This is a genomic window from Nocardia sp. NPDC004573 (assembly GCF_053602135.1).
Window position 1 is genome coordinate 67,097 of the sequence record NZ_JBSGDA010000021.1, and the last position, 23,738, is coordinate 90,834.

At 71.5% G+C, this 23,738-nt stretch carries 27 protein-coding genes; 9 read left to right on the forward strand and 18 right to left on the reverse strand.

Going from position 1 to position 23,738, the window contains the following annotated elements; translation table 11 throughout:
• The first annotated feature begins 80 nt into the window (after positions 1–80).
• From ACWEKR_RS26975 to ACWEKR_RS26990, 4 genes are all read left to right on the forward strand, one after another.
• Positions 81–392: a hypothetical protein gene (locus ACWEKR_RS26975; protein ID WP_452356838.1), complete on the forward strand. Its 312-nt coding sequence runs from the start codon at positions 81–83 to the stop codon at positions 390–392.
• Positions 393–532: 140 nt separating this feature from the next.
• Positions 533–988 carry a peroxiredoxin gene (locus ACWEKR_RS26980; protein ID WP_452356839.1) on the forward strand — a complete coding sequence of 152 codons (456 nt, stop codon included), beginning with the start codon at positions 533–535 and terminating at the stop codon, positions 986–988.
• Between the two features lie 50 nt (positions 989–1,038).
• Positions 1,039–1,593 (forward strand): permease, encoded by a 555-nt coding sequence (locus tag ACWEKR_RS26985; RefSeq protein WP_195087787.1) that lies wholly within the window; start codon positions 1,039–1,041, stop codon positions 1,591–1,593.
• Positions 1,594–1,794: 201 nt separating this feature from the next.
• A complete protein-coding gene (locus tag ACWEKR_RS26990) occupies positions 1,795–2,244 on the forward strand; it encodes a MarR family winged helix-turn-helix transcriptional regulator (protein ID WP_452356892.1) in 450 nt (149 codons plus the stop codon).
• A gap of 10 nt (positions 2,245–2,254) precedes the next feature.
• Here the strand turns inward: ACWEKR_RS26990 and hisI are convergent, their stop codons facing one another.
• From hisI to ACWEKR_RS27020, 6 genes are all read right to left on the reverse strand, one after another.
• On the reverse strand, positions 2,255–2,602 hold the full coding sequence (gene hisI, locus ACWEKR_RS26995) for a phosphoribosyl-AMP cyclohydrolase (RefSeq protein ID WP_452356840.1): 348 nt from the start codon (positions 2,600–2,602) through the stop codon (positions 2,255–2,257).
• 51 nt (positions 2,603–2,653) lie between these two features.
• Positions 2,654–3,598 (reverse strand): TIGR03564 family F420-dependent LLM class oxidoreductase, encoded by a 945-nt coding sequence (locus ACWEKR_RS27000; RefSeq protein WP_452356841.1) that lies wholly within the window; start codon positions 3,596–3,598, stop codon positions 2,654–2,656.
• 59 nt (positions 3,599–3,657) lie between these two features.
• Positions 3,658–4,431, reverse strand: a complete 774-nt coding sequence (gene hisF / locus ACWEKR_RS27005) for an imidazole glycerol phosphate synthase subunit HisF (RefSeq protein ID WP_452356842.1) — start codon at positions 4,429–4,431, stop codon at positions 3,658–3,660.
• Between the two features lie 4 nt (positions 4,432–4,435).
• Complete coding sequence (locus tag ACWEKR_RS27010; protein ID WP_452356843.1) at positions 4,436–5,251, reverse strand: inositol monophosphatase family protein; 816 nt, start codon at positions 5,249–5,251, stop codon at positions 4,436–4,438.
• Positions 5,248–5,979 (reverse strand): bifunctional 1-(5-phosphoribosyl)-5-((5-phosphoribosylamino)methylideneamino)imidazole-4-carboxamide isomerase/phosphoribosylanthranilate isomerase PriA, encoded by a 732-nt coding sequence (gene priA / locus ACWEKR_RS27015; protein ID WP_063022395.1) that lies wholly within the window; start codon positions 5,977–5,979, stop codon positions 5,248–5,250. The genes ACWEKR_RS27010 and priA overlap by 4 nt, the downstream gene beginning before the upstream one ends.
• A gap of 63 nt (positions 5,980–6,042) precedes the next feature.
• Positions 6,043–6,504: a MarR family winged helix-turn-helix transcriptional regulator gene (locus ACWEKR_RS27020; RefSeq protein WP_452356844.1), complete on the reverse strand. Its 462-nt coding sequence runs from the start codon at positions 6,502–6,504 to the stop codon at positions 6,043–6,045.
• Positions 6,505–6,601: 97 nt separating this feature from the next.
• Here ACWEKR_RS27020 and ACWEKR_RS27025 point away from each other — a divergent pair, with 97 nt between their 5' ends.
• Positions 6,602–7,120 carry a nuclear transport factor 2 family protein gene (locus ACWEKR_RS27025; RefSeq protein WP_452356845.1) on the forward strand — a complete coding sequence of 173 codons (519 nt, stop codon included), beginning with the start codon at positions 6,602–6,604 and terminating at the stop codon, positions 7,118–7,120.
• Here the strand turns inward: ACWEKR_RS27025 and ACWEKR_RS27030 are convergent, their stop codons facing one another.
• Positions 7,121–7,390 carry a hypothetical protein gene (locus ACWEKR_RS27030; RefSeq protein ID WP_452356846.1) on the reverse strand — a complete coding sequence of 90 codons (270 nt, stop codon included), beginning with the start codon at positions 7,388–7,390 and terminating at the stop codon, positions 7,121–7,123. It abuts the gene before it with no gap.
• Here ACWEKR_RS27030 and ACWEKR_RS27035 point away from each other — a divergent pair.
• Entirely contained in the window at positions 7,389–7,850 is a 462-nt protein-coding gene (locus ACWEKR_RS27035) for a hypothetical protein (RefSeq protein ID WP_452356847.1), read from the forward strand. The two genes, ACWEKR_RS27030 and ACWEKR_RS27035, sit on opposite strands and share 2 nt — an antisense overlap.
• 40 nt (positions 7,851–7,890) lie before the next feature.
• On the opposite strand, the gene hisH is transcribed toward ACWEKR_RS27035, so the two are convergent.
• The 9 genes from hisH to ACWEKR_RS27080 all read right to left on the reverse strand — a co-directional run bounded on the left by hisH (position 7,891) and on the right by ACWEKR_RS27080 (position 18,569).
• A complete protein-coding gene (hisH, locus tag ACWEKR_RS27040) occupies positions 7,891–8,526 on the reverse strand; it encodes an imidazole glycerol phosphate synthase subunit HisH (RefSeq protein WP_452356848.1) in 636 nt (211 codons plus the stop codon).
• Complete coding sequence (gene hisB / locus ACWEKR_RS27045) at positions 8,523–9,137, reverse strand: imidazoleglycerol-phosphate dehydratase HisB (RefSeq protein WP_159845859.1); 615 nt, start codon at positions 9,135–9,137, stop codon at positions 8,523–8,525. The genes hisH and hisB overlap by 4 nt, the downstream gene beginning before the upstream one ends.
• 45 nt (positions 9,138–9,182) lie before the next feature.
• Positions 9,183–10,316, reverse strand: a complete 1,134-nt coding sequence (locus ACWEKR_RS27050) for a histidinol-phosphate transaminase (protein WP_195087768.1) — start codon at positions 10,314–10,316, stop codon at positions 9,183–9,185.
• A complete protein-coding gene (gene hisD / locus ACWEKR_RS27055; protein WP_452356849.1) occupies positions 10,313–11,650 on the reverse strand; it encodes a histidinol dehydrogenase in 1,338 nt (445 codons plus the stop codon). Before hisD ends, ACWEKR_RS27050 begins: the two co-directional genes overlap by 4 nt.
• Before the next feature lie 232 nt (positions 11,651–11,882).
• Positions 11,883–13,457 carry a serine/threonine-protein kinase gene (locus ACWEKR_RS27060; protein ID WP_452356850.1) on the reverse strand — a complete coding sequence of 525 codons (1,575 nt, stop codon included), beginning with the start codon at positions 13,455–13,457 and terminating at the stop codon, positions 11,883–11,885.
• A gap of 156 nt (positions 13,458–13,613) precedes the next feature.
• Positions 13,614–15,365, reverse strand: a complete 1,752-nt coding sequence (locus tag ACWEKR_RS27065; protein WP_452356851.1) for a penicillin-binding transpeptidase domain-containing protein — start codon at positions 15,363–15,365, stop codon at positions 13,614–13,616.
• 35 nt (positions 15,366–15,400) lie between these two features.
• Positions 15,401–16,267 carry an arylamine N-acetyltransferase family protein gene (locus ACWEKR_RS27070; RefSeq protein WP_452356852.1) on the reverse strand — a complete coding sequence of 289 codons (867 nt, stop codon included), beginning with the start codon at positions 16,265–16,267 and terminating at the stop codon, positions 15,401–15,403.
• Positions 16,268–16,332: 65 nt separating this feature from the next.
• Positions 16,333–17,331, reverse strand: coding sequence for an alpha/beta hydrolase family protein (locus ACWEKR_RS27075; RefSeq protein ID WP_452356853.1), 999 nt, complete (start codon positions 17,329–17,331; stop codon positions 16,333–16,335).
• A gap of 20 nt (positions 17,332–17,351) precedes the next feature.
• Complete coding sequence (locus tag ACWEKR_RS27080; protein ID WP_452356854.1) at positions 17,352–18,569, reverse strand: MFS transporter; 1,218 nt, start codon at positions 18,567–18,569, stop codon at positions 17,352–17,354.
• Positions 18,570–18,672: 103 nt separating this feature from the next.
• On the opposite strand from ACWEKR_RS27080, the gene ACWEKR_RS27085 reads away from it, so the two are divergent.
• From ACWEKR_RS27085 to ACWEKR_RS27095, 3 genes are all read left to right on the forward strand, one after another.
• Complete coding sequence (locus ACWEKR_RS27085; protein ID WP_452356855.1) at positions 18,673–19,020, forward strand: ArsR/SmtB family transcription factor; 348 nt, start codon at positions 18,673–18,675, stop codon at positions 19,018–19,020.
• A 114-nt stretch (positions 19,021–19,134) separates the two neighbouring features.
• Positions 19,135–19,617, forward strand: coding sequence for a TerB family tellurite resistance protein (locus ACWEKR_RS27090; protein WP_452356856.1), 483 nt, complete (start codon positions 19,135–19,137; stop codon positions 19,615–19,617).
• A 28-nt stretch (positions 19,618–19,645) separates the two neighbouring features.
• The gene (locus ACWEKR_RS27095; RefSeq protein WP_452356857.1) at positions 19,646–20,824 is read left to right on the forward strand and encodes a winged helix DNA-binding domain-containing protein; all 1,179 of its coding nucleotides are present in this window, start codon (positions 19,646–19,648) and stop codon (positions 20,822–20,824) included.
• 390 nt (positions 20,825–21,214) lie between these two features.
• Here the strand turns inward: ACWEKR_RS27095 and nadC are convergent, their stop codons facing one another.
• Positions 21,215–22,075 (reverse strand): carboxylating nicotinate-nucleotide diphosphorylase, encoded by an 861-nt coding sequence (gene nadC, locus ACWEKR_RS27100; protein WP_452356858.1) that lies wholly within the window; start codon positions 22,073–22,075, stop codon positions 21,215–21,217.
• Positions 22,076–22,138: 63 nt separating this feature from the next.
• Entirely contained in the window at positions 22,139–23,704 is a 1,566-nt protein-coding gene (locus ACWEKR_RS27105) for an L-aspartate oxidase (protein ID WP_452356859.1), read from the reverse strand.
• Between the last annotated feature and the right edge of the window lie 34 nt (positions 23,705–23,738).

A 23,738-nucleotide genomic window follows, 5' to 3' on the forward strand; every position in this document is an offset into this window, starting at 1 on the left:
CCGCCGGAGGTGTGGCGCCGCTCACTACACTCGCGGCGTTCCACGTCGCATGCGGTAACCATCTCGAGAGGAGACAACTGATGTACCCCTCGCCATCGGTAGCGCCCGAGGGTTCTCGGCACGTCCCGAACCACAGCGTCCCGCACCACCCCGCTCCGCGGACGGCGGGCACGAGCCATCCGGTCGGCCGGCAAGGCGCTCCAGGTAATGCGCTCGCATCCTTCGTCACCTACGTCAAAGCACTGGAGTCCCTGGACAAGAACCGTTTCCCCGACGAGTACGCCGTGCACAGCGACCGCATCAAAGAGCTGCGGCCGTTCCTGCGCGCCCATGGCATCCTCGATGTGATGGCGATCAAGAATCCTGAGGTGGCGGCGCTCATCGGCGCGTAGCCGCCCTCGCACCCCGGCTCGTGCCCGCCCACCGACGCGGCGATCGGCTCCCAGGCGGCGCATCGACGGGCACGAGCGACAGGTTTCCCCGCGGGAACGAGATCCCCGATTCGACCAAGCGCCCGGTAGTGTTCCCGGGTATGCAGCAAGGACAGCTCGCCCCCGATTTCGAGCTTCCCGATCAGTCCGGCACCCCCCGTTCGCTCGGCGCGCTGCTGGCGGACGGTCCACTGGTCCTCTTCTTCTATCCCGCGGCCAATACGCCGGTGTGCACGGCCGAGGCCTGCCACTTCCGTGACCTCGCCGCCGAATTCGCCGCGCTCGGCGCCACCTGCGTCGGCATCTCCACCGACAAGGTGGACACCCAGGCCGGGTTCGCCGAGAAGCAGCGCCTGGGCTATCCGTTGCTGTCCGACGCCGACGGCGCGGTCGCCGCGAAGTTCGGGGTGAAGCGCGGGTTGCTGGGCAAACTGGCGCCGGTGAAGCGGCAAACCTTCGTCATCGACACCGACCGCACCATTCGCACGATCATCACCGGCGAGTTGCGCGCCGCCGTGCACGCCGACGAAGCCCTGAACTACCTGCGTAACCGGTAGCCCGCGCGCCGCAGCCGGTTCCAGCCGACAGGGCGGCCTAGGCTGGACTCATGACTCCGACCGACGTTCAGCCGGGCGAGCGCAAACCCGCGGCAGCCGTCTGGCGCACCCGGATCATCGGCGGCGCCGTCGTCCTCGCGGTCCTGGTCGTCTGCTACGTCATCCTGTCCGCGTTCATCCCGCGCTGGTGGGCGCAGCGGGTCGGGTCGATGGTGCACGGAAGCTTCGCCAAGGGCATCGGCTGGGGTCTGTTCTTCGGCGGATTCTGCACCGTCGTCACCCTTTTCCTGCTGTTGTTCGCGGTGCTGGTGTGGCGGCGAAAGGCGGGCAGGTTCCTGGCAGGGGCGGCCGCGGTCGTCGCGATCCTGTTCGCGATCCCCAACCTGATGACGCTGACCATCGTGCTGGGCAACAGCAGCGCCGCCCATGCGGGCGAGCGGATCCTGGATGTCGACGCGCCCGCGTTCCGCGGCGCCGCGCTCACCGGCGCCGTGATCGCGACGCTGCTATTCCTCATCGCCGTCGCGCTGTTGCTGCTGCGCAGGTGGCGGCGCACACACCCGGCTACTCCGAAGACCGAGGAGACGCCGCCACCGAACGTGTGAGTGAACTCACGCCACGCAGCATCTTTATGACGGTCGAGCGAAGTCGTGGCAAACTCGATGTCGCGGGTGACTGTGCACAAGTTTTTCGACAATCACTAGGACTACGAACAAAACCACGTCACTTGGCTTGAAAGAAGGCACACAGTGACGAAGTGGCTCGACCCGGTCGAACAACGCGCGTGGCGGGCGATCGTGGCGTTGATGACCCGGCTGCCGGGAGCTCTGGACACCCAGCTGCAGCGCGAGTCGGGCGTGACGCATTTCGAGTACTGGGTACTGACCCTGTTGTCGGAGGAACCGGGCCACCGACTGCAGATGAGTGAGCTTGCCCACAAGGCAAATGCATCGTTATCGCGGTTGTCGCACGTGGTCTCCAAGCTGGAGCGCATGGGGTGGGCGCAGCGCTCCGCCACGGCGGGGCGGCGCGGCGTGCACGCCGTACTCACCGACGAGGGCTACCTGAAGGTCGTCGAAGCCGCTCCCGGATATCTCGAGGCAGTGCGTCACTTGGTCTTCGACGGCTTGGACGACGCGCAGAAAGCCCAGGTCGCCGACCTCGGCGAGCTGCTGGCCGAGCGGCTCGCCGACGCGCTCGACCAGCTCGGCGGACTCGCCCCGGCCAGTCGGGACGACCGCTCGAACGGCGCCTAGCCGGGCGCCGTCAGGAGCGCGTGGCCAGCAGCACGTCCGAGTCGAAGCAGGTGTGCGTGCCGGTGTGGCAGGCCGCGCCCTCTTGATCGACCACCAGCAGGATCGTGTCACCGTCGCAGTCGAGTCGCACTTCGTGCACGTACTGGGTGTGGCCGGAGGTCTCCCCCTTGACCCAGTACTGCTGCCGAGAGCGCGAATAGTACGTCGCCTTACGGGTTTCCAGCGTGCGCGCCAGCGCCTCGTCGTCCATCCACGCGACCATCAGCACGTCACCGGTGGCGCGTTCCTGCGCGACGGCCGACACCAGCCCGGCGTCGTTGCGCTTGAGACGGGCGGCGATTGCGGGATCGAGACTCATGGCACCGTTATAACAGGGCCGTCCGCGAGCAGGCGCGACCGGAGTGCGCGATCAGCCCAGGCGGGAGCGCTGGAGTTCGCCGAGCACCTCCCAGGTGCGCCGCTGGTCCTCCGGGGTGGTCAGATCGGTCTGCGCGAACACCACGTCCGTCGCGCCCGCCGCGAAGTACTCCGCGACGCGGGCCGCGATCAGTTCCTCGTCGCCGATCACCACCAGTTCCGCCGCCCGCGCCGCGCCGGACAACTCGATCACCCGCGCATAGGACGGGATGTCGTCGTAGAACGCCGTCTGGGCCGCGGCGGCCGCATGGGCGGCGTCGACGTCGGCGGTGACCACGCCGGGGACCAGGACGGTGATCCGCGGCGCGGGGCGACCGGCCCGCTCAGCCGCCGCGGTGACGGGTGCGACGATGTGCTCCTCCAGCGCCTTCGGGCCGACCAGGTAGGGCAGGGTGCCGTCGGCCAGCTCACCGGTGACGCGCAGGGCTTGCGGGCCCATGGCAGCCACCAGGATCGGCGCGGGCGGACGCGCCCCGGCTACCGCGGCGGGCAGCGGCGTCGCGGCGGTGAGCGTCTCGCCGTGGAAATCCACCGTGCCGGTGTGCAGCACGGTGCGCAACGCGGTGAGGAACTCGCGCAGCCGGGTGATCGGCCGGTCGAAAGATCCACCGAACACCGGTTCGGCGAGGAATCTCGCGCCGAGGCCGAGCCCGAGGGTGAACCGGCCTCCGGTGGCCGCCTGCGCGGTCTGCGTCTGACTGGCGATCAGCAGCGGATGACGGGCGGTGATCGGCACCGCGGAGGTGCCGACCGTCAGTCCGGGCACGGCACGGCCGACGATCCCCGCCAGCGCGATGGCGTCGTAGCTGAGCCGCTGGCCCAACCACACCGACGAGACTCCGGCGGCGGCCGCCGCCGCGCCCAGCGCCACCGCCGTGTCCACGGCGTTGCCGGTGGCGTCGATGGCGGACGGCGACAGAACGATTCCGATGGTCATGCCCGATGCAACCGCACCGGGACCACCCGCCTTCCGGCGCGGCGGATTTCCGCCAATCGCTACCGGATGACGATCTTCTCCGCCCGCATCGACTCCTTGACCTGGCCGATGGTGAGGTCGCCGAAGTGGAACACGCTGGCCGCGAGCACCGCGTCGGCGCCCGCGTGCACGGCCGGGGCGAAGTGCTCGACCGCGCCCGCGCCCCCGCTGGCGATCACCGGCACCGTGACCGCCGCCCGCACGGCGCGGATCATCGGCAGGTCGAAACCGGCCTTGGTGCCGTCGGCGTCCATCGAATTCAGCAGGATCTCGCCCACCCCGAGCTCGGCGCCGCGCACCGCCCATTCCACGGCGTCGATGCCGGTGCCGCGTTTACCGCCGTGCGTGGTCACCTCCCAGCCGGACGGCGTGTCCGGCTGCCCCTCCGGCACGGTGCGCGCGTCCACCGACAGCACGATGCACTGCGAGCCGAATCGCTCGGACATCTCGCGCAGCACCTCCGGCCGCGCGATCGCCGCGGTGTTCACCGACACCTTGTCCGCGCCCGCGCGCAGCAGGCGGTCCACGTCCTCGACCGTGCGCACCCCGCCGCCGACGGTGAGCGGGATGAAGATCTGCTCGGCGGTGCGGGTCACCACGTCGATCATGGTGCCGCGGTCGCCGGTGGAGGCGGTCACGTCGAGGAAGGTCAGCTCGTCGGCGCCCTGCGCGTCGTAGAGGGCGGCCAGTTCGACGGGATCGCCCGCGTCGCGCAGGTTCTCGAAGTTGACGCCCTTGACCACGCGTCCCGCGTCGACGTCCAGACACGGGATCACCCGTACGGCCAACGTCATTGCCTCACCCTTTCTCCGCGGCCGCCGGGTCGGCCACCGTGCAGATCATGTCGAGCAGTTCCTCGTGCACGCCGGGCGCGGCCGCGAGCACGGAGCCGGAGGTGATGGTCCACGGCCGGCCGACCAGGTCGGTCACCACGCCGCCCGCCGCCCGCACCAGGGCGACGCCCGCCGCGTTGTCCCAGGGATGGTGCCCGAACACGATCGCGCCGCCGAGTACGCCGGAGGCGGTGAACGCCAGATCGATGCCGGTCGAGCCGTGCATGCGCACCCGGGAGGACAGCCTGCTCAGCGGCCCGAGCAGGTCGAAGCGGAACTGTCCGGGGATGCGGCCGTCCGAGTCCACGTTGAACGCGCCGAAACCGATCATGGCCTCGGCCAGCCTGCCGCGCGGCAGCGGTGGCAGCGGCCGCCCGTCCAGCAGCACCGGACCGCCCGCCATGGCGGCGTAGCGGCGGCCGAGCAGCGGCAGCCAGGTCAGTCCCAGCACCGGTTCCCCGTCGCGGACCAACGCGAGCAGCATGCCCGACAGCGGATGGCCGGAGGAGTAGTTGAACGTGCCGTCGATCGGGTCCAGCACCCAGGTGGTGCCGGAGGTGAGCTGCGGTCCGCCGAATTCCTCGCCGTGCACGTCGATTCCGGTGCGCCGCAGCAACTCTGCGGACACGGTGCGCTCCAGCTCGAGGTCGAGTTCCGTGGCGAAATCGTTGCGCCCCTTCTCGACCGCGCTCGGCGCGCCGATGCCCTCGGCGAACCGCGAGCTTACCGAGTCGAGGACCTCGCTCGCCTCGGCGAGCAGTCGCGACAGGTCCTGGGTCATCTCACCGCGGCCAGCGCCTCGGGCAGGGTGAACCGGCCCGCGTAGAGTGCCTTGCCGACGATCGATCCCTCGACGCCGTCCGGCACCAGTTCGGCGATCGCGACCAGGTCCGCGATGGTGGAGACGCCGCCGGAGGCGATGACCGGGGCGTCGGTGGCCGCGCACACCTCGCGCAGCAGGTCCAGGTTCGGGCCGGTGAGCGTGCCGTCCTTGGTCACATCGGTCACCACGTAACGCGAGCAGCCGTCCCGTTCCAGGCGCTCGAGCACCTCCCACAGGTCGCCGCCATCGCTGACCCAGCCGCGGCCGCGCAACCGGTGCTCGCCGTCGACGATGCGCACGTCCAGGCCGACGGCGATGCGCTCGCCGTGCCGGGCGATGGCCTTCGCGCACCAGACCGGGTCTTCCAGCGCGGCGGTGCCGAGGTTGACCCGGGCGCAGCCGGTGGCCAGGGCTGCCTCGAGGCTCTCGTCGTCGCGAATGCCGCCGGACAGTTCCACTTTCACGTCGAGTTCGCCGACGACGCCCGCGAGCAGCTCCCGGTTCGAGCCGCGCCCGAAGGCCGCGTCCAGATCGACCAGATGCACCCATTCCGCGCCGGCTTCCTGCCAAGCCAGCGCCGCCTCGCGCGGCGAGCCGTAGCTGGTCTCGCTCCCGGCTTCTCCTTGCACGAGGCGCACGGCCTCTCCGTTGGCGACATCGACGGCGGGTAGCAGCACAAGACTCACGAGAGCAGCCTAGTGGTTACCCGGCCGCGTCCGGGCGCTGGGCCTGCGCGGATGCGACCTCGATCACCGCGGTGAGCCGGCGGCGTGGGCGTCGAGGATGCGGGTCAGCAGCGTGACCAGGGTGTGCCGATCCCGCTCGGAGAAGCCGGGCAGCAGTTCGTCCTGGGCGGCTGCCAGGCGCTCGTCGAGGTCGTCCAGGTGGCGGGCGCCCGCCGCGGTGAGGGTGACGATGTTGCGGCGGCGATCGGCGGGATCGGGGCTGCGCTCGACGAACTCGCGCTCGGCCAGGTCGTTCACCGTGGCGACGATGTCGCTGCGGTCGATGCGGGTGCGTCTACCCAGCTCGGCCTGGCTGGCCGGACCGAATTCCGCGAGCGTGGCCAGTAGCGCGTAGTGGTGACGGCGGGACCCGGTGGACTCCAGCGCCCGCTCGGTGGCCCGGTTCGCCACCAGCGCCACCTGATTGACCAGCCGGGTCGGCAAGGCCCGGAGCCGTTCGGCGGCGACCTCGTGCGGGATATCCATGCGGCCACTCTAGCAAAACTTGTTGGCATCACCCACAATCTGCTACGTTGGCATCACCAATGTTGGACACGCCAACATTTCGCGAAAGGCACCTCCGATGCGCACCCTCCGCCTCGCCCTCTCCCTGCTGACCGTGCCGCTGGCCGCGCTCACCGCCGCCTGCGCCTCCGGTCCGGCGACCCCGACCGCCGAAGTGCGCGAGCTGCTGGACCGCAGACAGATCACCGACTTGGTCGACCGGCTCGGCCGCGCCTTGGACGAGGGCCGCTTCGACGACCTGCGGACGATCTACGCCGCCGATGCCACCGCGAAGACACCCGGCGGCACGGCGGAGGGTCGCGCGGCGCTGATCGCGCAGGCGAGCCGGAACCACCGCGCCGACCAGCGCATTCAGCACGCCATCGGCAACGTGCTGATCGACCTGCGCGGCGACGCCGCCGAGGTCCGGGCCAACCTGATCGCCACCTTCGCGCCCGCCTCCACGGACGGGACGATTCCGCAACCGCGGTACACCCTCGGTGAGGTCTATCGCTTCGACGCGGTCCGGACCGAGGAAGGCTGGCGCCTGTCCCGGGTGGAGACCACCCCGATCTGGTCCACCGGCACGCGGCCGTGATCACGGCGTGGCGAGCACCCGGGCGCGGTAACAGGCCGGGGCGGCGAGCACCGCGCACACCGCCGTCGCCGCGGCGATCGGTAGACCATCGATCGCGCCGAGTGCGCGGCGGGGCTCACGGGCGCGAGACCGGCGGAACCAGCGGAACCAGCCCGACAGCAGGCGAGGTCTCGCCTCGGGATCGCTCCGGTCCGGGCGGCGCGGGCGGTATCGTCTCCGCTCGGCGATCACCCCCGGTCGCCGCTTCCCCTTCGCACCGAGGAAGTGCATGTCACGATCCACACCGGCTGCCGCCCTGTCACTTTCGGCAGCCGCCTGCTTCGCGGCGTTCGTCGCCGCACCCGCCGCCACCGCCGCCGCGCCGGAGGAGGCACGCTTGGCGGGCTGCGACTTCGGTTACGCCGCCGCGACTTACGACTACGCGCGGTTCGGCGAGCACACCCGCCGGATGCTCGACCTCAGCACCGGAGAGTTCCGGGCGGAGTTCGAGAGCTTCCGCGCCAACATCCAGTCCAGCGCGGAGGCCGCGCACATCCGCGCCGAGGCCAACTCGGCCGACTGCCGCATCGTCTCCGGCGACGACCGCCGGGCCGAGGTGGACGTCGACGTGGTGCGGACGGTGACCAGCGACGAAACCGACGGTCTCCCGCAGACCAGCCGCATGGCGATGACCGTGACAGTGGACAATGTCGACGGACGCTGGCTGGTCAGCAAGGTCCGCAAGCACTGACCGGGCGGGCGGTCCCGCGCCCGATGCGCGGGACCGGCCCCTACAGCGAGTTCACCCAGTTGCGCAGCAGGTGGGCTCCCGCGTCACCGGATTTCTCCGGGTGGAACTGGGTCGCCGACAGCGCACCGTTCTCCACCGCCGCCAGGAACGGCACCCCGTGCTCGGACCAGGTCAGCTTGGGCGCGGCGAAGTGCTCGCTGGGCGGCAGGTCCCAGGTCTGCGCGGCATAGGAGTGCACGAAATAGAAGCGGGTGTCCGCGTCCAGCCGCGCGAACAGGACGCTGTCGGACGGGGCGGAGACGGTGTTCCACCCCATATGCGGCAGCACCGGCGCGGACAGCCGTTCCACCGTGCCGGGCCATTCGGCGCACCCGTCGGTCTCCGCGCCGAACTCGACGCCCCGTTCGAACAGGATCTGCATGCCGACGCAGATGCCGAGCACCGGCCTGCCGCCGGCGAGCCGCTGACCGATCAGGCGCTCGCCCCGCACGCCGCGCAGTCCCGCCATGCACGCGGCGAACGCGCCGACACCGGGGACGACGAGGCCGTCGGCGGCCAGCACGGCCTCCGGGTCGGCGGTCACCTCGACCTGCGCGCCCGCCCGGGCCAGCGCCCGTTCGGCGGAGTGCAGGTTGCCGGAGCCGTAGTCGAGCAGAGCCACCGATTTCGCGCTCACAGCGTCCCCTTCGTCGACGGAACCCCGCTCACCCGGGGGTCGAGTTCCACCGCGGCCCGCAGCGCCCGCGCCACCGCTTTGAATTCGGCCTCGGTGACGTGGTGCTGATCGCGTCCGTAGAGCACCCGCACGTGCAGGGCGATGCGCGCGTTGAGCGCGATCGACTCGAACACGTGGCGGTTGAGCACGGTGGAGTACGGCGCGCCCGGGCCGGAACCGGGAATCACCGTGTGCACCAAGTGCTCCGGCTCGCCGGTGTGCACGCAGTAGGGGCGGCCGGAGACGTCGACCGCGGCGTGCGCCAGCGTCTCGTCCATCGGGATGTAGGCGTCGCCGAACCGGCGGATCCCCGCTTTGTCGCCCAGCGCCTTGCCCAGCGCCTGACCGAACACGATCGCGGTGTCCTCGACCGTGTGGTGTGCCTCGATCTCGATGTCGCCCTCCGCGCGCACCGTCAGGTCGAAGCTCGCGTGCGCGCCCAGCGCGGTCAGCATGTGGTCGTAGAACGGCACTCCGGTGGCGATCTCGGTCTTGCCGGTGCCGTCCAGATCCAGCTCGACGACGATGCTGGATTCCTTGGTGACCCGCTCCACCCGGGCGGTCCTACTCATGCTCACGTCCAATCGGATCGGCGCCGAACGCTGCTCGGCGCTGGTTCATCGCGGTGCCAGTTCGGTGCCCGCCAGCACCGCGCTGACCCGCAGCAGTTCGTCGTTCTCGGCGGCGAGGCCGATGGTGGTGCGCAGATAGCCGGGCAGGCCGACGTCGCGGATCAGCACGCCGTGGTCGAGGTAGCGCTGCCAACTGGCCGCGGCGTCGGCGAAGCGGCCGAACAGCAGGAAGTTGGCGTCGCTGGGGATCACGTCGTAACCGAGTTCGCGCAGCGCGGCCGCCACCCGGTCACGCTGCGCGGCCAGTTCGGCGACGCTGCCGAGGGTCTCCTCGGCGTGCCGCAGGGCCGCGCGTGCGGCGGCTTGGGTGACCACCGACAGGTGGTAGGGCAAACGCACCAGCAGCATCGCGTCGATCACCGCGGGTGCGGCGACCAGATAGCCGAGCCGCCCGCCCGCGAACGCGAAGGCCTTGCTCATCGTCCTGGTGACCACGAGCTTCGCCGGGAATCGGTCGATCAGCCCGATGGCGCTGGGCTGCGCGGAGAACTCGCCGTAGGCCTCGTCCACCACCACGATGCCGGGCGCGGCAGCGAGGATGCGAGCCAGGTCGTCCGGCGGAACGCTGTGCCCGGTGGGATTGTTCGGACTGGTCACGAACACCACGTCCGGCGAGCGCTCGGCGATGGCGGCCAACGCGTGATCGATGTCCAGCGAGAAGTCGGCGCCGCGCTTGGCTTCGATCCATTCGGTGTCGATGCCCTCGGAGATGATCGGGTGCATCGAGTAGGACGGCACGAAACCCAAGGCGCTGCGGCCGGGCCCACCGAAGGCCTGCAACAGCTGCTGCAGGATCTCGTTGGAGCCGTTGGCCGCCCAGACATTGCCGGTGCCGACCTCGACGCCGGTCTGCGCGGTCAGATACCGCGCCAGGTCGGTGCGCAGCGCGACCGCGTCGCGGTCGGGGTAGCGGTGCAGGTCCGCGGCGGCCGCGCGGATCGACTCGGCGACGTCGTCGATCAGCGCCCGGCTGGGCGGATGCGGGTTCTCGTTCGTGTTCAGCTGCACGGGGACCGTCAATTGCGGTGCGCCGTAGGGCTTCTTGCCCCGCAGGTTCTCCCGCAGCGGCAGATCGTCCAGGGTGAGGCCCGCGCCGGGCGCGCTCGCCGCGCGCGTCACGACAGGGCCTCGAAACGCGCCTGCACGGCCTGGCCGTGCGCGGGCAGGTCCTCGGCGTTCGCCAGCGCCACCACGTGGCCCGCGACGTCCTCGAGGGCCGCTTCGGTGTACTCCACGACGTGGATGCCGCGCAGGAAGGTCTGCACGCTCAGACCGGAGGAGTGCCGCGCGCAGCCCGCGGTGGGCAGCACGTGATTGGAGCCCGCGCAGTAGTCGCCCAGGCTGACCGGCGCATACGCGCCGACGAACACCGCGCCCGCGCTGCGCACCCTGGCCGCGACCGCTGCCGCGTCGGCGGTCTGGATCTCCAGGTGCTCTGCGGCGTAGGCGTTGACCACGCGCAGGCCCTGCTCGATGTCGTCGACCAGGACGGTGCCGGACTGCTTGCCGCGCAGCGCCTCGCTCACCCGGTGGGCGTGCTTGACCACGGTCAGCTGCGCGGTCAGCGCCGCGTCCACCGCGTCGGCCAGCTGCTCGCTGTCGGTGACCAGCACGCTCGCGGCCAGCACGTCGTGCTCGGCCTGGCTGATCAGGTCGGCGGCGACGTGCACCGGATCCGCGGTCGCGTCGGCCAGAACGGCGATCTCGGTGGGACCCGCCTCGGCGTCGATGCCGACCAGGCCGCGGCACAGCCGCTTGGCCGCGGTGACGTAGATGTTGCCCGGCCCGGTGATCAGGTCGACCGGTTCCAGCTGCGCCCCGTCGGTGTCCAGGCCGCCGTAGGACAGCAGCGCGACGCCCTGGGCGCCGCCGACCGCCCACACCTCGTCGACGCCGAGCAGCTGCGCGGCGGCCAGGATGGTGGGGTGCGGCAGCCCGCCGAACCGCGCCTGCGGCGGCGAGGCCACCACCAGCGACCCGACGCCCGCGGTCTGCGCGGGCACCACGTTCATCACCACACTGGACGGGTAGACGGCGTTACCGCCCGGCACGTACAGGCCGACCCGCTCGACGGGCACCCAGCGCTCGGTGACGGTGCCGCCGGGCACCACCTCGGTGGTCTTGTCGGCGCGCCGCTGATCGCCGTGCACCTTGCGCGCCCGGGCGATGGACTCCTCCAGTGCGGCGCGGACCGCCGGGTCCAGCCGCTCCAGGGCGGCCTCCAGCTCGGCCGCGGGCACCCGCACCGTCGCCGGGATCACCCCGTCGAAGCGCTCGCTGAACTCCAGCGCCGCCGACACGCCTCGATCGCGGATCGCCTCGACCACCGGACGCACCTGATGCAGCACCGAGTCCACGTCGACTCCCCCGCGCGGCAGCGCGGCGCGCAGCTCGGCGACGGAGGGAGTACGACCGCGCAGATCGACGCGGGCGAGCTCGATGCGGGATGTCATGTGGTGTCGGTCCTTGTCTCCAGCTGATTCCGCAACAGGAAAGTTGCCGCTACCAGCCTAATGGGCCACCGCCGGCCGTTATCCGCGTGGTCGGGGCGGCCGGGCCGCGCCGCGCCGGTGTGCGCAGGTCCGGCCGCCGCAGATGTGCCCGCTGTACGCCGAGGTGTGGCGTCGCTCTCGTCCGGACCTACTGCGAGCTGTTTCGGATGAGACCGCCGAACCTGCACACCCGTCAGCGGGTGTCGCTGTCGATGAGCGAGGACCCGTTGCCGGGATTGACCAACCGGAGCGTCACCGATTTGTTCTGGCCGCCGTAGGTCACACTGGCCACGTTGACGTCCACCGAACCGTCCGCATTGGTGCCGGACCCGCCACCGGCCGCGTCGACGGTGTTGAAGCCCGTGACCCGGTTCTGCGTCCAGTAGGTCTCGAACGCCTGCTGACTGCCGTAGACCTGCTGGGCGGCCGGGGTCAGCTGTTTCCACGCGGCGGAGAAGCTCAAGTACGTCAGATTGTTGTAGAAGTCCACCACTTGATCGATGGACTGCCGTGGATCGGCCTTGCCGACACTCTTCGTCTCCCCCACGGGCGCCGCGGCCGACGTGGTGTTGCCGCCCGGTCGCGTCGACGCGATCACCGACGAGGAATTGCCCTGGGCGGCATTGGTATTCGAGCCCGACGAGCTCAGCAGGCTCACCATGAAGGCTCCGGCCACCACGATCGCGCCGATCAGCGCGCCGACCAGCACCGCACGGCGCTTGCCCGACGAGCCCTGCCGCTGCACCGGACGCGGCTGCGCCATCGTGCGGGGGTGCGTCGCGGTGTCCGGGTGGGCGGGTGGCGCGGGCGCTGGGCGAGGACGCGGCTGGCGCTCGGTCGGCGTGTAGGGCGCCGAGGCCATCGCCGAGGGGCGCAGCTCGCGGGTCGCCGATTCCGGCTGACCCGCTCGCGGCCGGGCGAACGCCTCGCTGGCGGGCACGAACCCGGCGGCCACCGGGGCCGGACCGGCGTCGGCGAACGCGGCGAGGTGGTCGCGCGCGGCCCGCATGCTCGGGCGCTCGCGCGGCTCGGGGCTGAGCAGGTCGAGCAGGAAATCCGTGGCGGGCCCGGCGTTGCGCGGTTCGCTCAGCTGACCGTTGGCGGCGGCGTAGAGCACCGCGAGCGGGTTGGAACCCGCGCCGTAGGGCGGCTCGCCCTCGAGCGCGTGGAACAGCGTGGCGCCCAAGGCGAACACGTCGGAGGCGGGACTGGGATCGGAGCCGCGGGCGACCTCGGGCGCGAGGTAGGCGGCGGTGCCGCAGATCAGTCCGGTCTCGGTCAGGGTGACGTCGCCGGTCGCGCGGGAGATGCCGAAGTCGGTGATCTTCACCGTGCCGTGATCGTCGAGCAGGATGTTGCCCGGTTTCACGTCGCGGTGCACGATGCCCGCCTGGTGCGCGGCGATCAGCGCCGAGGCGACCTGCTCGCCGATCCGCGCGACCTGGGTCAGCGGCAGGGTGCCCTGGGCGGCGATCACGGCGGCGAGACTCTTGGACTTCAGGTACTCCATCACCAGGCAGGGATCGCCCTCGTGCTCGGTGATGTCGAACACGACGATCGCGTTCGGATGCTGGAAGCGGGCGGCGTTGCGGGCCTCCCGGATCGCGCGCTGGCGGACCACGTCGCGCTCGGCCTCGGGCAGGCTCGGCTGGATGTGGATCTGCTTGACGGCCACGGAGCGCTGGAGGCGTTCGTCGACGGCACGCCAGACCACGCCCGTGCCGCCGCTACCAATCCGCTCGACCAGGCGGTAATGCTCCGCGATCAACTGACCGGTATCGATGGCGCCTACTCCGAACCTTCTCGAAATCGTGACATCCCGCATATTGATTACTCACGCGGTCCGGGGATGAGTGTAGCGGGCGCCGGAATGCTCGCACGCGTCAGCCGGGCCATCTCGCGGCCCCAAATCGCCCGAAACGGACTATTCGCGGGCACGCAGCATCCGCCCCGCGGCCTCCACCGCGGGAGCGGAACTGCCCGCGTCACTGATGAACACCGAAAACGCCAGGTCGCCGTCGATGCCGACGAACCAGCCGTGCGCGTGCTTGTCGTCGATGTATTCCGCGGTACCGGTTTTGCCGAGCAGCCCCGGAAGGTCGCGCAATTGCGTCGCGGTGCCGTCGGTGACGGTCTCGCGCATCATGGTTTTCAGCTGGTCGCCGACCTGTGGCGGCAATGCGTCCTGGGTCCGGTCCGGGGTGCCCGGCTTGCCGGTGACGAGCGTGGGCGCGGGCGCCGCGCCGCGAGCGATGGACGCGGCGACCAGGGCCATGCCGAACGGCGACGCTGTCACCTGCCCTTGACCGATCGCCGACTCCACACGCTGCGCGGAGGTGCCCGCCGCCGGAACTTTTCCGGTGACCGTGGTGAGGCCCGGTGTGACGTAATCGACGCCGAGCCCGAGTTGTGCGGCCGCTTTCGTCAGCGCGTCGGCGGGCAATTGCACCGCGAGCGAGCCCATCGTGGTGTTGCAGGACCGGGCGAACGCGGTGTGCAGCGGCACCGAACCGAGATCGAAGTTGTTGTCGTTGGGGATGCGGCGGCCCTCGATGTTCGCGGTGCCGGGGCAGGGCAGCACGGTATCGGGTGTCACGGTGCCGGCCTGCAACGCGGCGGAGACCGTGACCGTCTTGAAGGTCGACCCCGGCGGGTAGAGGCCGGTCAGCGCGATCGGCCCCTGCGCGTCGGCCGGGGCGTTCTGCGCGATCGCGACGACCTCGCCGGTCGACGGTCGCAGAGCGACGATCGCGGCGGGCTGAGCGACCGGGGCGAGCGCCGCCTCGGCCGCGCGCTGCACACCGAGATCGAGCGTCGTCGCGATGTCGGCGGTGGGCGTGGGATCGGTTCCGGCGACGCGCTCGGTGCCCTGCGGCGTCTGGGCCCGCACCGCCCACCCGGCGTGCGCGTCGGCGGACTGCTGCCACAGCTCGGCCAGTCCGGACAGGGTCGGCGCGGCCAGCGCCTTGTCGGTGGTCAGCAACCGGGTCTGCGGTGCGAGGGTGACGCCGGGCAGCGCGCTCAGGCGATCCCGGATCGGGGCGAGGTCCCGCTCGCGGAGCGTGATCGCGGTGACCGGCTTTCCTTGCGCCGCCGCCAGTTCCGTCTGCAACGAAGGCGCGGTGAGGCCGGGCGCGAGCGGGCCGAGCAGATCCGCGACCGCGGAGAGGTCGGCGCTGGGAGCGACGTTCACCAGCGTGACGATCTGCTCGGTCATCAGTTCGCCGCCCGCGGCGTCGAGGATGCGGGCCGGCGCCGGATAGACCCTGCTGTAGCTCAACGGTCCCCCGGCCAGCCCGGGAGCGATCGTGGCGGGATCCCACTTCACCCGCCACCCGTTCCCGTCGTCGTGGGCGGTGCCGTCGGTGGTGTAGGTCCACTCGGACTTGCCGTCCTCGCCCAGCTTCCAGGTGGCGGCCAGCGCGAAACCATTGTCGCCGACCGAGCGGACCTCGAAGCGGACGTCCTTGCCGAGCCCCTCGTAGAGCGCGCCGAGGGTGTCGGAGGCCGCCGCCGGGTTGTCGGTGAGCGCGGCCGCCGCGGCGATGTCGTCGCTGTTGAGCGCTTCGGCGAACTGCCCGGCCACGGTGTCGGGCTGGTCCGGCCCGGACGAGCAGGCGGCGAGCACGAGCACCGGTGCGGTGAACAGGACGAGGGATTTCCGGTTGGTACGCACGCCGACGACCCTAGCGGGCCGGGCAGGCCGCGAGATCAGTCGCGCGACCACCGGGCCTGCGCCAGGGTGGCGGCGTCGGCGTCGGACAGGTCGATGTCGAAGACCTCGGCGAGGATCTTGGGCAGGTCAGCGGGTTCCAGTTCCCGCGATTCGCTCGTGCCGTCGGGGTACTCGGTGACGAGGGTGGTGCCGTCCAGCACATGGTGCACGTCCGGGTGGAAGCGCTGCGCATACGGCCGGGTGGTGAACGGGGATCGGGGCGAGGTCGACACGAAGTGGTTGCCGACGGCATAGTCGATGCGGTACTGCGGATTCAGTGTGAAACTGTGCCGGTCGATCCACCCGTCGCGGCCGTATTGGTGCAGCACCCACAGCTCGGAATCCAGCTCCCCGCGGGTGCGCTCCAGCCGGAACTTCCACTCGCCCGCCGCGAATTCGCCGGTCTCCGTGGACAGTTCGAAGGGCGCGAGCGGTCCGGCGCCGAAGCCGACGTCGCACAACCAGACTCGGTCGTCGTCGGCGGTCGTCACGCGCAGCAGCGCGTGGGTTGCGGGGCGCAATCCCGCGCCCGCGCCCATGCTCACCCGGCCGCTGAGCCCGGTGACGCCGAAACCGAGTCGTTCCAGCGCGGCCGCGAACAGTCCCACGTTCTCGTAGCAGTAGCCGCCGCGGCGGCGGTGCACGATCTTGTCCTGCAAGCTCGCCAGGTCGAGGGGGATCGACCGGCCGAGGATGATCTCCAGGTTCTCGAACGGGATCGCGGTGGTGTGCGCCCGCACCAGCTCGTGCAGCGTCCGGACGGCGGGGGCGCGCTCGCCGTGGAAACCGATCCGGGCCAGATAGGCGTCCAGGTCGAGTTCCGGTCCGTCCCAGTGGTAGGCCGGGTCTTCCGGCTTGCTCATCGCGTCCTCGCTTCGTCGTCGGTCTTTCTCCGACAACCGCGCGCAGCCCCGATCGTGTTCCCGCGTTACGCCGCGCACTTCGCGCCCGCGGGAGCGGGCGGGGCGGTGACGACGCCGTGCGCGACGTCCACGAGGTAGTCGCGGTCGGGGCCGTCGACCGGTTCCGTGCCGAGCAGCAGCCGTTCGACGACGCAGCCGCCCTCGAAGAATGCCGGCCCGACGCTGTGGTCGGCCGGGGCCACCCGCCCCTCCAGGTCGCGCCCGGTGACGACGGTGTACAGGGAGGTGGGCTTGCCCGCGGCGGCGAGCCCGGCGCGCATCTCGAGACTGGTGGCGTAGGGCACCACGTCGTCGGCGGTGCCGTGCACGAGGAACGCGCGCCGCACGTCCATCCGGGCGGCCAGCAGGGCGGGCGAGCGTTCGGCGTAGGCGAGCGGACAGGCGGCAGGCGGGCAACCACCCGCGTCGCGCTCGATCTGGGCGGGCAGTGCCGGATCCACGACCGCCGCGCCCAGCCACATGGTGAAATCGTCGGCGGGACCGTAGTTGTCCACCCAGTAGTCGAACATCCCGCGCGGCCCGTGCGCCGCGGCGAGGCCGCTGGTGATGCCGCCCTGGCTCCAGCCCCACAGCACCGTGCGGGTGATCGAGCCGTGGGCCTGCCGATACCACGCGGTCGCGGCGACGACGTCACGCCAGCCTGCCCACAGATTCCAGTCTCCGGTGCGCCACGCGCTCTGCGCGGAGCGCAGGTCCATCGCCAGGATCGGCGCTGCGGTGCGCCGCGCGATCGACTCGAGATAGGCGGCGAAGTCCGCCGACGACCCGCCGTGCCCGTGCACCGCGACCACGAGCGCTCGCGGGGTCAGGTCACCCGCGGCACACCGGTAGGGCTCGTACACCCGCCCGGTCGCCTCCTCGCCGTCCACGGGCAGCGACACCGGGCCCACCACGACCCCCGGCGCGCAGGCCGGCTCCGCCGAAACACGTGTCGGCGCAAGAATTGTCACGAGCACGCCGGCCAGCGCGCAGCACAGTACGAGTACCGGATATGCCCGCCGCATCCTCGGATGATGTCACGTCGTCAGCGTGCGGGGACACCCCGGCGCAGGCGCGTCGCGACGAGCGCCCCGCCCGCTGCCGCGGCGAGCCCGACGACCGCACCGAACGCGGTCACGCCCGCGCTCAATCCGTAGGCGTCGCCGAGAAGACCGGCGGTCAGCGGCAGTACCGCGGCAGGGAGATACCCGCCCACGTTCTGCGCGGCGTTCGCCTCGGCCAGCCGCTCGCCCGGCACGCTCGCGCTGATCGCCGTCAGGCCACCGAACTGGCCGAGGCCCTGGCCGGCCCCGGCGAGCACGGCCGCCGCGACGAACAGCGGAAGTGAGGCCGCTACCAGCGCCCCCACCAGCGCCGCCATGCTCGTCACGGTCGCGGCCGCACCGCCGAGCAGGATGGCGCGCACGCCGAACCGTCGTGCCGCGAACTGGATTCCGGTCGCCGCCAGGAACATGGTGAACGCCACCGCCCCGGCGAGCACCCGGTCGGCGGCGCCCAGCAGATGCGCCAGCACCGACGGTCCCAGCGACAGGACGAACGACGTCGCGGTGATTCCCGGGCCGAACACCGCGATCCCGGCCTGCACGGCGGCCCGGCCGTCCGGGGCGACCGAGGGGATCCGGATCCACGGGCCGCGTTCTCCGGAGCCCGCGGGCAAGGGCAGCCGGGCCAGGACCGCGAAGGCCGTGCTGAGCACGGCGACCTCGACGAGGAACACCGTCACCGTCGGGCCGGGCAGCGTTTCGGACAGGATGCCGGCCAGCAATGGCCCGCTACCTGCCCCGAGGACCATCGCGGTCGAGGCGGCCAGTGCGGCGACGCGTTTGCGCTCGGGGCCGCCCACATCGGTGACCGCCGCCATTCCCGCAGACACCGCCGCGCCCACCGCCAGGCCGGTGAGCAGCCGCGCGAGCGCCAAGAGCAGGACCGACTGCGCGACCGCGAACAGCACGCAGGCCGCCGTCGCCGCCACCACCGCGGGCAGCAGCACAGGCTTGCGCCCTACCCGGTCCGACACCACGCCGGCGACCAGCAGCGCTGCCAGCAAACCGACGATGTAGCAAGCGAACACCGCGGTCAGCGTGCCGGAGGAGAACCCGATCTCGTTCTGCCACACCACATACAGCGGGGTCGGCGCGTTCGACAACACGAACACCGCGAACACCGGCCACGCCGCCCGCCACACCGGAGAGCCGCCTGCCCCGGCGTCTTTCGCGTGCGGCTCCGTCACCGTCGATGCCATCATCTCTCCTTGGTTCGACTTTTCTCGTACCAGTACGACCATAGTCGAACCAACGCACAGTACGATAGAACTCGTACAAAGCGGCCGAGCGGAAGGAGACGCGATGCCTGCGGCCACGGAGAGCGCGGAGACGAGCACGACGCTGCCCGAGCCGGACCGCGCCGAGCTGCGGCTCGACCACGTCCTCGCCGCGCTGAGCGACCCGTTGCGCCTGACCATGGTCCGCCGTCTCCTGCTGGACTCTCCGGAGACCGACCGGCCCTGCTCCTGGTTCGGCATCGATCGCCCCAAATCCACGCTGACGCATCACTTCCGGGTGCTGCGCGAGGCGGGCGTCACCCGGCAGCGGCGCTACGGATTGGAACGCCGCAGCCAGGTCCGCGTCGACGATCTGGAAGCGCGCTTCCCCGGCCTGCTCGACCTGGTCCGCGCCTGGGAACCGGAGAACTGATCCCAATTTTTTGGGGCAGGCCCCGGCGGTCGGGCCCTGTTACGGTCCGGGTATCCATTCCGAGTCCGGATGGCACGGGTCCGCGCGTTCGGACGTCCCCTCATGGAGTCGACCATGACCTTCGCACCCCGCCGCATCCCCGACGCGACCCTGATCCACACGGCCGAGACCGCCGCGACCTGGCGAGCGGAGCTGCTCGCCCAACGGAACGCGTTGCGCGGGGCGAACTTCCGGGACGCCGCTGTCGCCTTGTGCGCGCTGGTGGCCGTGGCCGACGGCGCCGCCGCGGCGCGGGACCACGCCCTCGTCGCCGAACTGGTCACGACGGACCCGGTTCTGCGCAATTTTCCGGTCGACGACTTGCGCGCGCTGTTCGAGGACAATCGCAATCGGCTGGCGAACGATCCGGTCCTCGGTTGCGCGCACGTACTGCGGCAGATCGCCAAAGCGGGCGCCGAGCCGACCGAAGCGGACGCGGTGATCCGCACCGGCATCCTGATCGGCAGCGGCGCGGGCGCCTTCGGCCAGGCCGCGACCGACGCGCTGCGCGACGCCTGCCGGGCGCTGCGCCTGGCCCCGGAGCGCTTCGGCCTCTGAACCACGACCCGAACGCTACGATTCGCCTATGCGTTCGATCGATGCCGCGCAGCGGCGCGCGCGGCTGGCGGTGCGCCACCGGCTGGCCACTCCGGAGCGGACCGGGCAGGTCGCGGAGATCGCCCGCTCGCTGGTAGCACTGCACGCGACCGATCCGGCGACCGTCTTCCTCTCCGTCGCGGCCCGCGCCGAGGGACTGACGCCCACGGATGTCGAACAGGCGCTCTACGAGGACCGTTCCCTGCTGCGGATGCTGGCCATGCGCCGCACCATGTTCGTCGTGCCGGTGGAGTCGGTGCCGATTCTCCAGGCGTCGTGCGCGGACGCGCTGGCGCACAAACAGCGGCGCGCCTACGGCAAGTACCTGGAACAGGCGGGCATCGGAGACGGCGACGTGCGCCGCTGGTGGGCCGACGTCGAGACCGCGACGCACAAGGCGCTGCTCGACCGCGGCGCGGCGACCGGCGCCCAGCTGAGCAAGGACGTCCCGCGGTTGCGCACTCAGGTGAACACCGCGCCGGACAAGGCGTATTCGAAGCCGACGAACATCACCACCTGGGTGCTGGTGACCCTCGGCTGCGAGGGCCGCATCGTGCGCGGCAGGCCGAACGGCGGCTGGACCAGCAGTCAGTACACCTGGGCGCCGATCGAGTCCTGGCTGCCCGACGGCGTCGCCGCCCTGCCCGCCGCCGAGGCGCGCGTCGAACTCGTCCGCCGCTGGTTGCGCGCCTTCGGACCCGCGCCGGTATCGGACCTCAAGTGGTGGACCGGGTGGACGCTCGGCGAGGTGCGCGCGGCGCTCGGCGCGCTCGATCTCGTCGAGGTAGATCTGGACGGCGTGACCGGCGTGCTGTCTGCCGACGACCTGGACCCGGTTCCCGCGCCGGAACCATGGGCGGCGTTGCTGCCCGCGCTGGATCCGACGCCGATGGGCTGGCAGGCGCGCGAGTGGTACCTCGGCCCGCACGCGCCGCGTTTGTTCGACCGCAACGGCAACGTCGGCCCCACCGTCTGGTGGGACGGGCGGATCGTCGGCGGCTGGGCACAGCGCAAGGACGGCGAGATCGTCTACCGCCTCCTCGAGGACGTGGGAGCCGACGCCGAAGCGCTGATCGCCACGCAAGCCCAGCGTGTCGCCGAATGGTTCGGCGACGTGCGCGCCATTCCCCGTTTCCGGACACCGCTGGAACGCGAGCTCACCGCCTGAGCGACATGGAGATCCACGGTTTCGCCGAGACCGACCGAGCCGCGCTGCGAGCCCTGTCCGTTGTGCGGATTCGCCGACCGAATCACGCTGGGGCGCATACCGGAGCAAAGGCGGCCATCAATCGGGAGCGGTACATGGATCTGAAACCGGAATCGCCGTTGGTCACGGAGGCCCCGAGAGTGAGCTGGTCGGGGCCGGAGCCTTCGGTCCCCGGCTTGCCGCGGCGGGCGGGTGCACCAGCGCACGACGGTGCGCGCCAGCTGACGCGGCGACGTATCGGACGTCGTACGCACGCTGCGCCGCCGAGCGCCCGGATGTCGGCCCGGACGGTGGCCGGTTCCCGCGCCGGCGGCGAACCAACCGGGGCCGGTAAGTGGTTCCGGGCAGGATCTACATGTCCAGCCCGAGGTCGAGCACCCGGACCGAGTGGGTGAGGGCGCCGACGGCGAGGTAGTCGACGCCGGTGCGGGCGTAGTCGGTGGCGACGTCCAGGCTCAGCCCGCCGGAGGACTCCAGTTTCGTCTGCGGGGACGCGGCGTTGCGGCGCTGCACCGCCGCCTGGGTCTGCCAGAGCGGGAAGTTGTCCAGCAGCACCAGTTCCACGTTCTCGGCGAGGACGGCGTCGAGCTGTTCGAGGCTGTCGACCTCCACCTCGCAGGCGATGTCCGGGGCGGCGGCGCGGACCGCGCGCAGCGCTTCGACCACCGATCCGGCGGCGACCACGTGGTTGTCCTTGATCAGCGCGGCGTCACCGAGACCCATCCGGTGGTTGACCCCGCCGCCCACGCGCACCGCGTACTTCTGCAACGCCCGCAGTCCGGGCAGCGTCTTGCGGCTGTCCCGGATCCGGCAGTGAGTGCCCGCGACGGCGTCCACCCAGGCGGCGGTCGCCGTGGCGATGCCGGACAGATGGCACACGAGATTGAGCATGGTGCGCTCCGCGGTGAGCAGTCCGCGCGTCGGGGCGATCAGGGTGAGCACGGATTGTCCCGGCGACACCCGGGTGCCGTCGGCGACCCGATCGGTGACCTCGTAGCCGCCCGCACCGATGACCTCGTCGAGCACCAGCAGCCCGGCGTCGAGCCCGGCCACGGTCCCCGCTTCCCGCGCCGCCACCGACGCCTTGATCGCCGCGTCCGCGGGCACGGTGGCCGCCGTCGTGACATCCGGTCCATAGCGCAGATCCTCCTCCAGCGCGGCGCGAACGACGCGCAGCACCTCGTCGCGATCCAAGGCGGCATCCAGGGCCATCGAAGTGTTCCTTCCTCGCCGAGCGGACGGCGTCCCCACCGGATACCCGCTCGGCGGCTGTGATCAGGGAATGGGTGCGTACTCGGGGACGCCGTCGCCGTTCAGCCGGATCGGGAGGCCGTGCCGGAGGGCGGGCACGGCGTCCGGGTGATCCGACCGGGTGTGGCAGCCGCGGCTCTCGGTGCGGGCGAGCGCGGCGAGCAGCAGGGCGCGGGCCGTGAGCGTGAGCGCGGCGTCCTCGATCCCGGCGACCGGATGTGCGGCGGTACGCGTGTCGCGGCGGGTGACCACGTCGTCGAGTCGCTTGAGCGCTTCGGCGAGCCCCGCACGGTCGCGGACCACCGAGGCATGCGTGGTCATCAGGCCCTGCACCACGGCACGGTCGGCGTATTCGGCGGAGCGCACGGCAAACTCGTGCACCCCGGCGCGCTCACCGAGCCGTTCGGCAGCAGCGGCTCCGGCGCGCTCGCCGACCACCAGTCCCTCCAGCAAGCTGTTGGACGCCAGCCGGTTCGCCCCGTGCAGACCGGTGCGCGCGACCTCGCCCGCCGCGTAGAGACCGGGCACTCCGGTGCGGCCGTGGGTGTCGGTGGCCACTCCCCCGCACTGGTAGTGCGCGGCGGGCGCGACCGGGATGAGGTCCGTGCGCGGATCGATGCCCGCCGCCAGGCAGGAGGCGGTGATCGTCGGAAACCGTTGCGGGAATCCGTCGATCGAGCGCGCGTCCAGGTAGACGTGCTCGGCGCCGAGCGCTCGCATGCGCGCGGCGATGGCACGGGAGACGACATCGCGGGGAGCGAGGTCGCCGCGCGGATGCACGCCCGCGGTCACCGGGTCGCCTGCGGTGTCGACCAGCCTCGCCCCTTCGCCGCGCACGGCTTCGCTGATCAGCGGCCTGCGCCCCAGGCCACCCGGGGTGTACAGCACGGTCGGATGGAACTGCACGAACTCGAGATCGGCGACGGTCGCACCGGCCCGCAGCCCGAGCGCGACGCCGTCCGCGGTGGCGCCCGGCGGATTGGTGCTCAGCGCGTACAGCTGTCCGAGGCCGCCGGTGGCCAGCAGCACGGCGGGCGCGTGCACGACGCCGAACCCCCGCTCCGACACCGCTACGACGCCGCGCACGCCGTTCGGCCCGGTGACGACGTCGGCGACCGCCGCACCGAACAGCACCGGCAGCCCGGCCTCGTTCAGCGCCCGCTGCACCTCCGCCCCCGTGGCGTCGCCCCCGGCGTGGATGATGCGGCGGGTGCTGTGCCCGCCTTCGCGGGTCCGCGAGATCTGGCCGTCGCGGCCGAGGTCGAACACCGCGCCCAGATCGGTGAGAGCGGCGACGGCGGCCTGCCCGCCCTCGACGATGGAGCGCACCGCGTCCACGTCGCATAGTCCGGCACCCGCCTCCACCGTGTCGTGCACGTGCGATTCCACCGAATCCCCGTGCGGCGCCACGACGGCGATACCGCCCTGGGCGTACTGGGTGGACGTGTCGGTCGGCCCGCCTTTACTGAGCGTGAGCACCCGCAGGCCACGCAGTGACGCGGTGCGCGCCGCGGTCAGTCCCGCGACGCCGCCGCCGATCACGACCAGATCGGCCTCGGCCTCCCAGTCGATCGAAACCCGGGTTGTCATCGGCCCGCGCCTCTCTGTCTTCCGATCCGCGAAC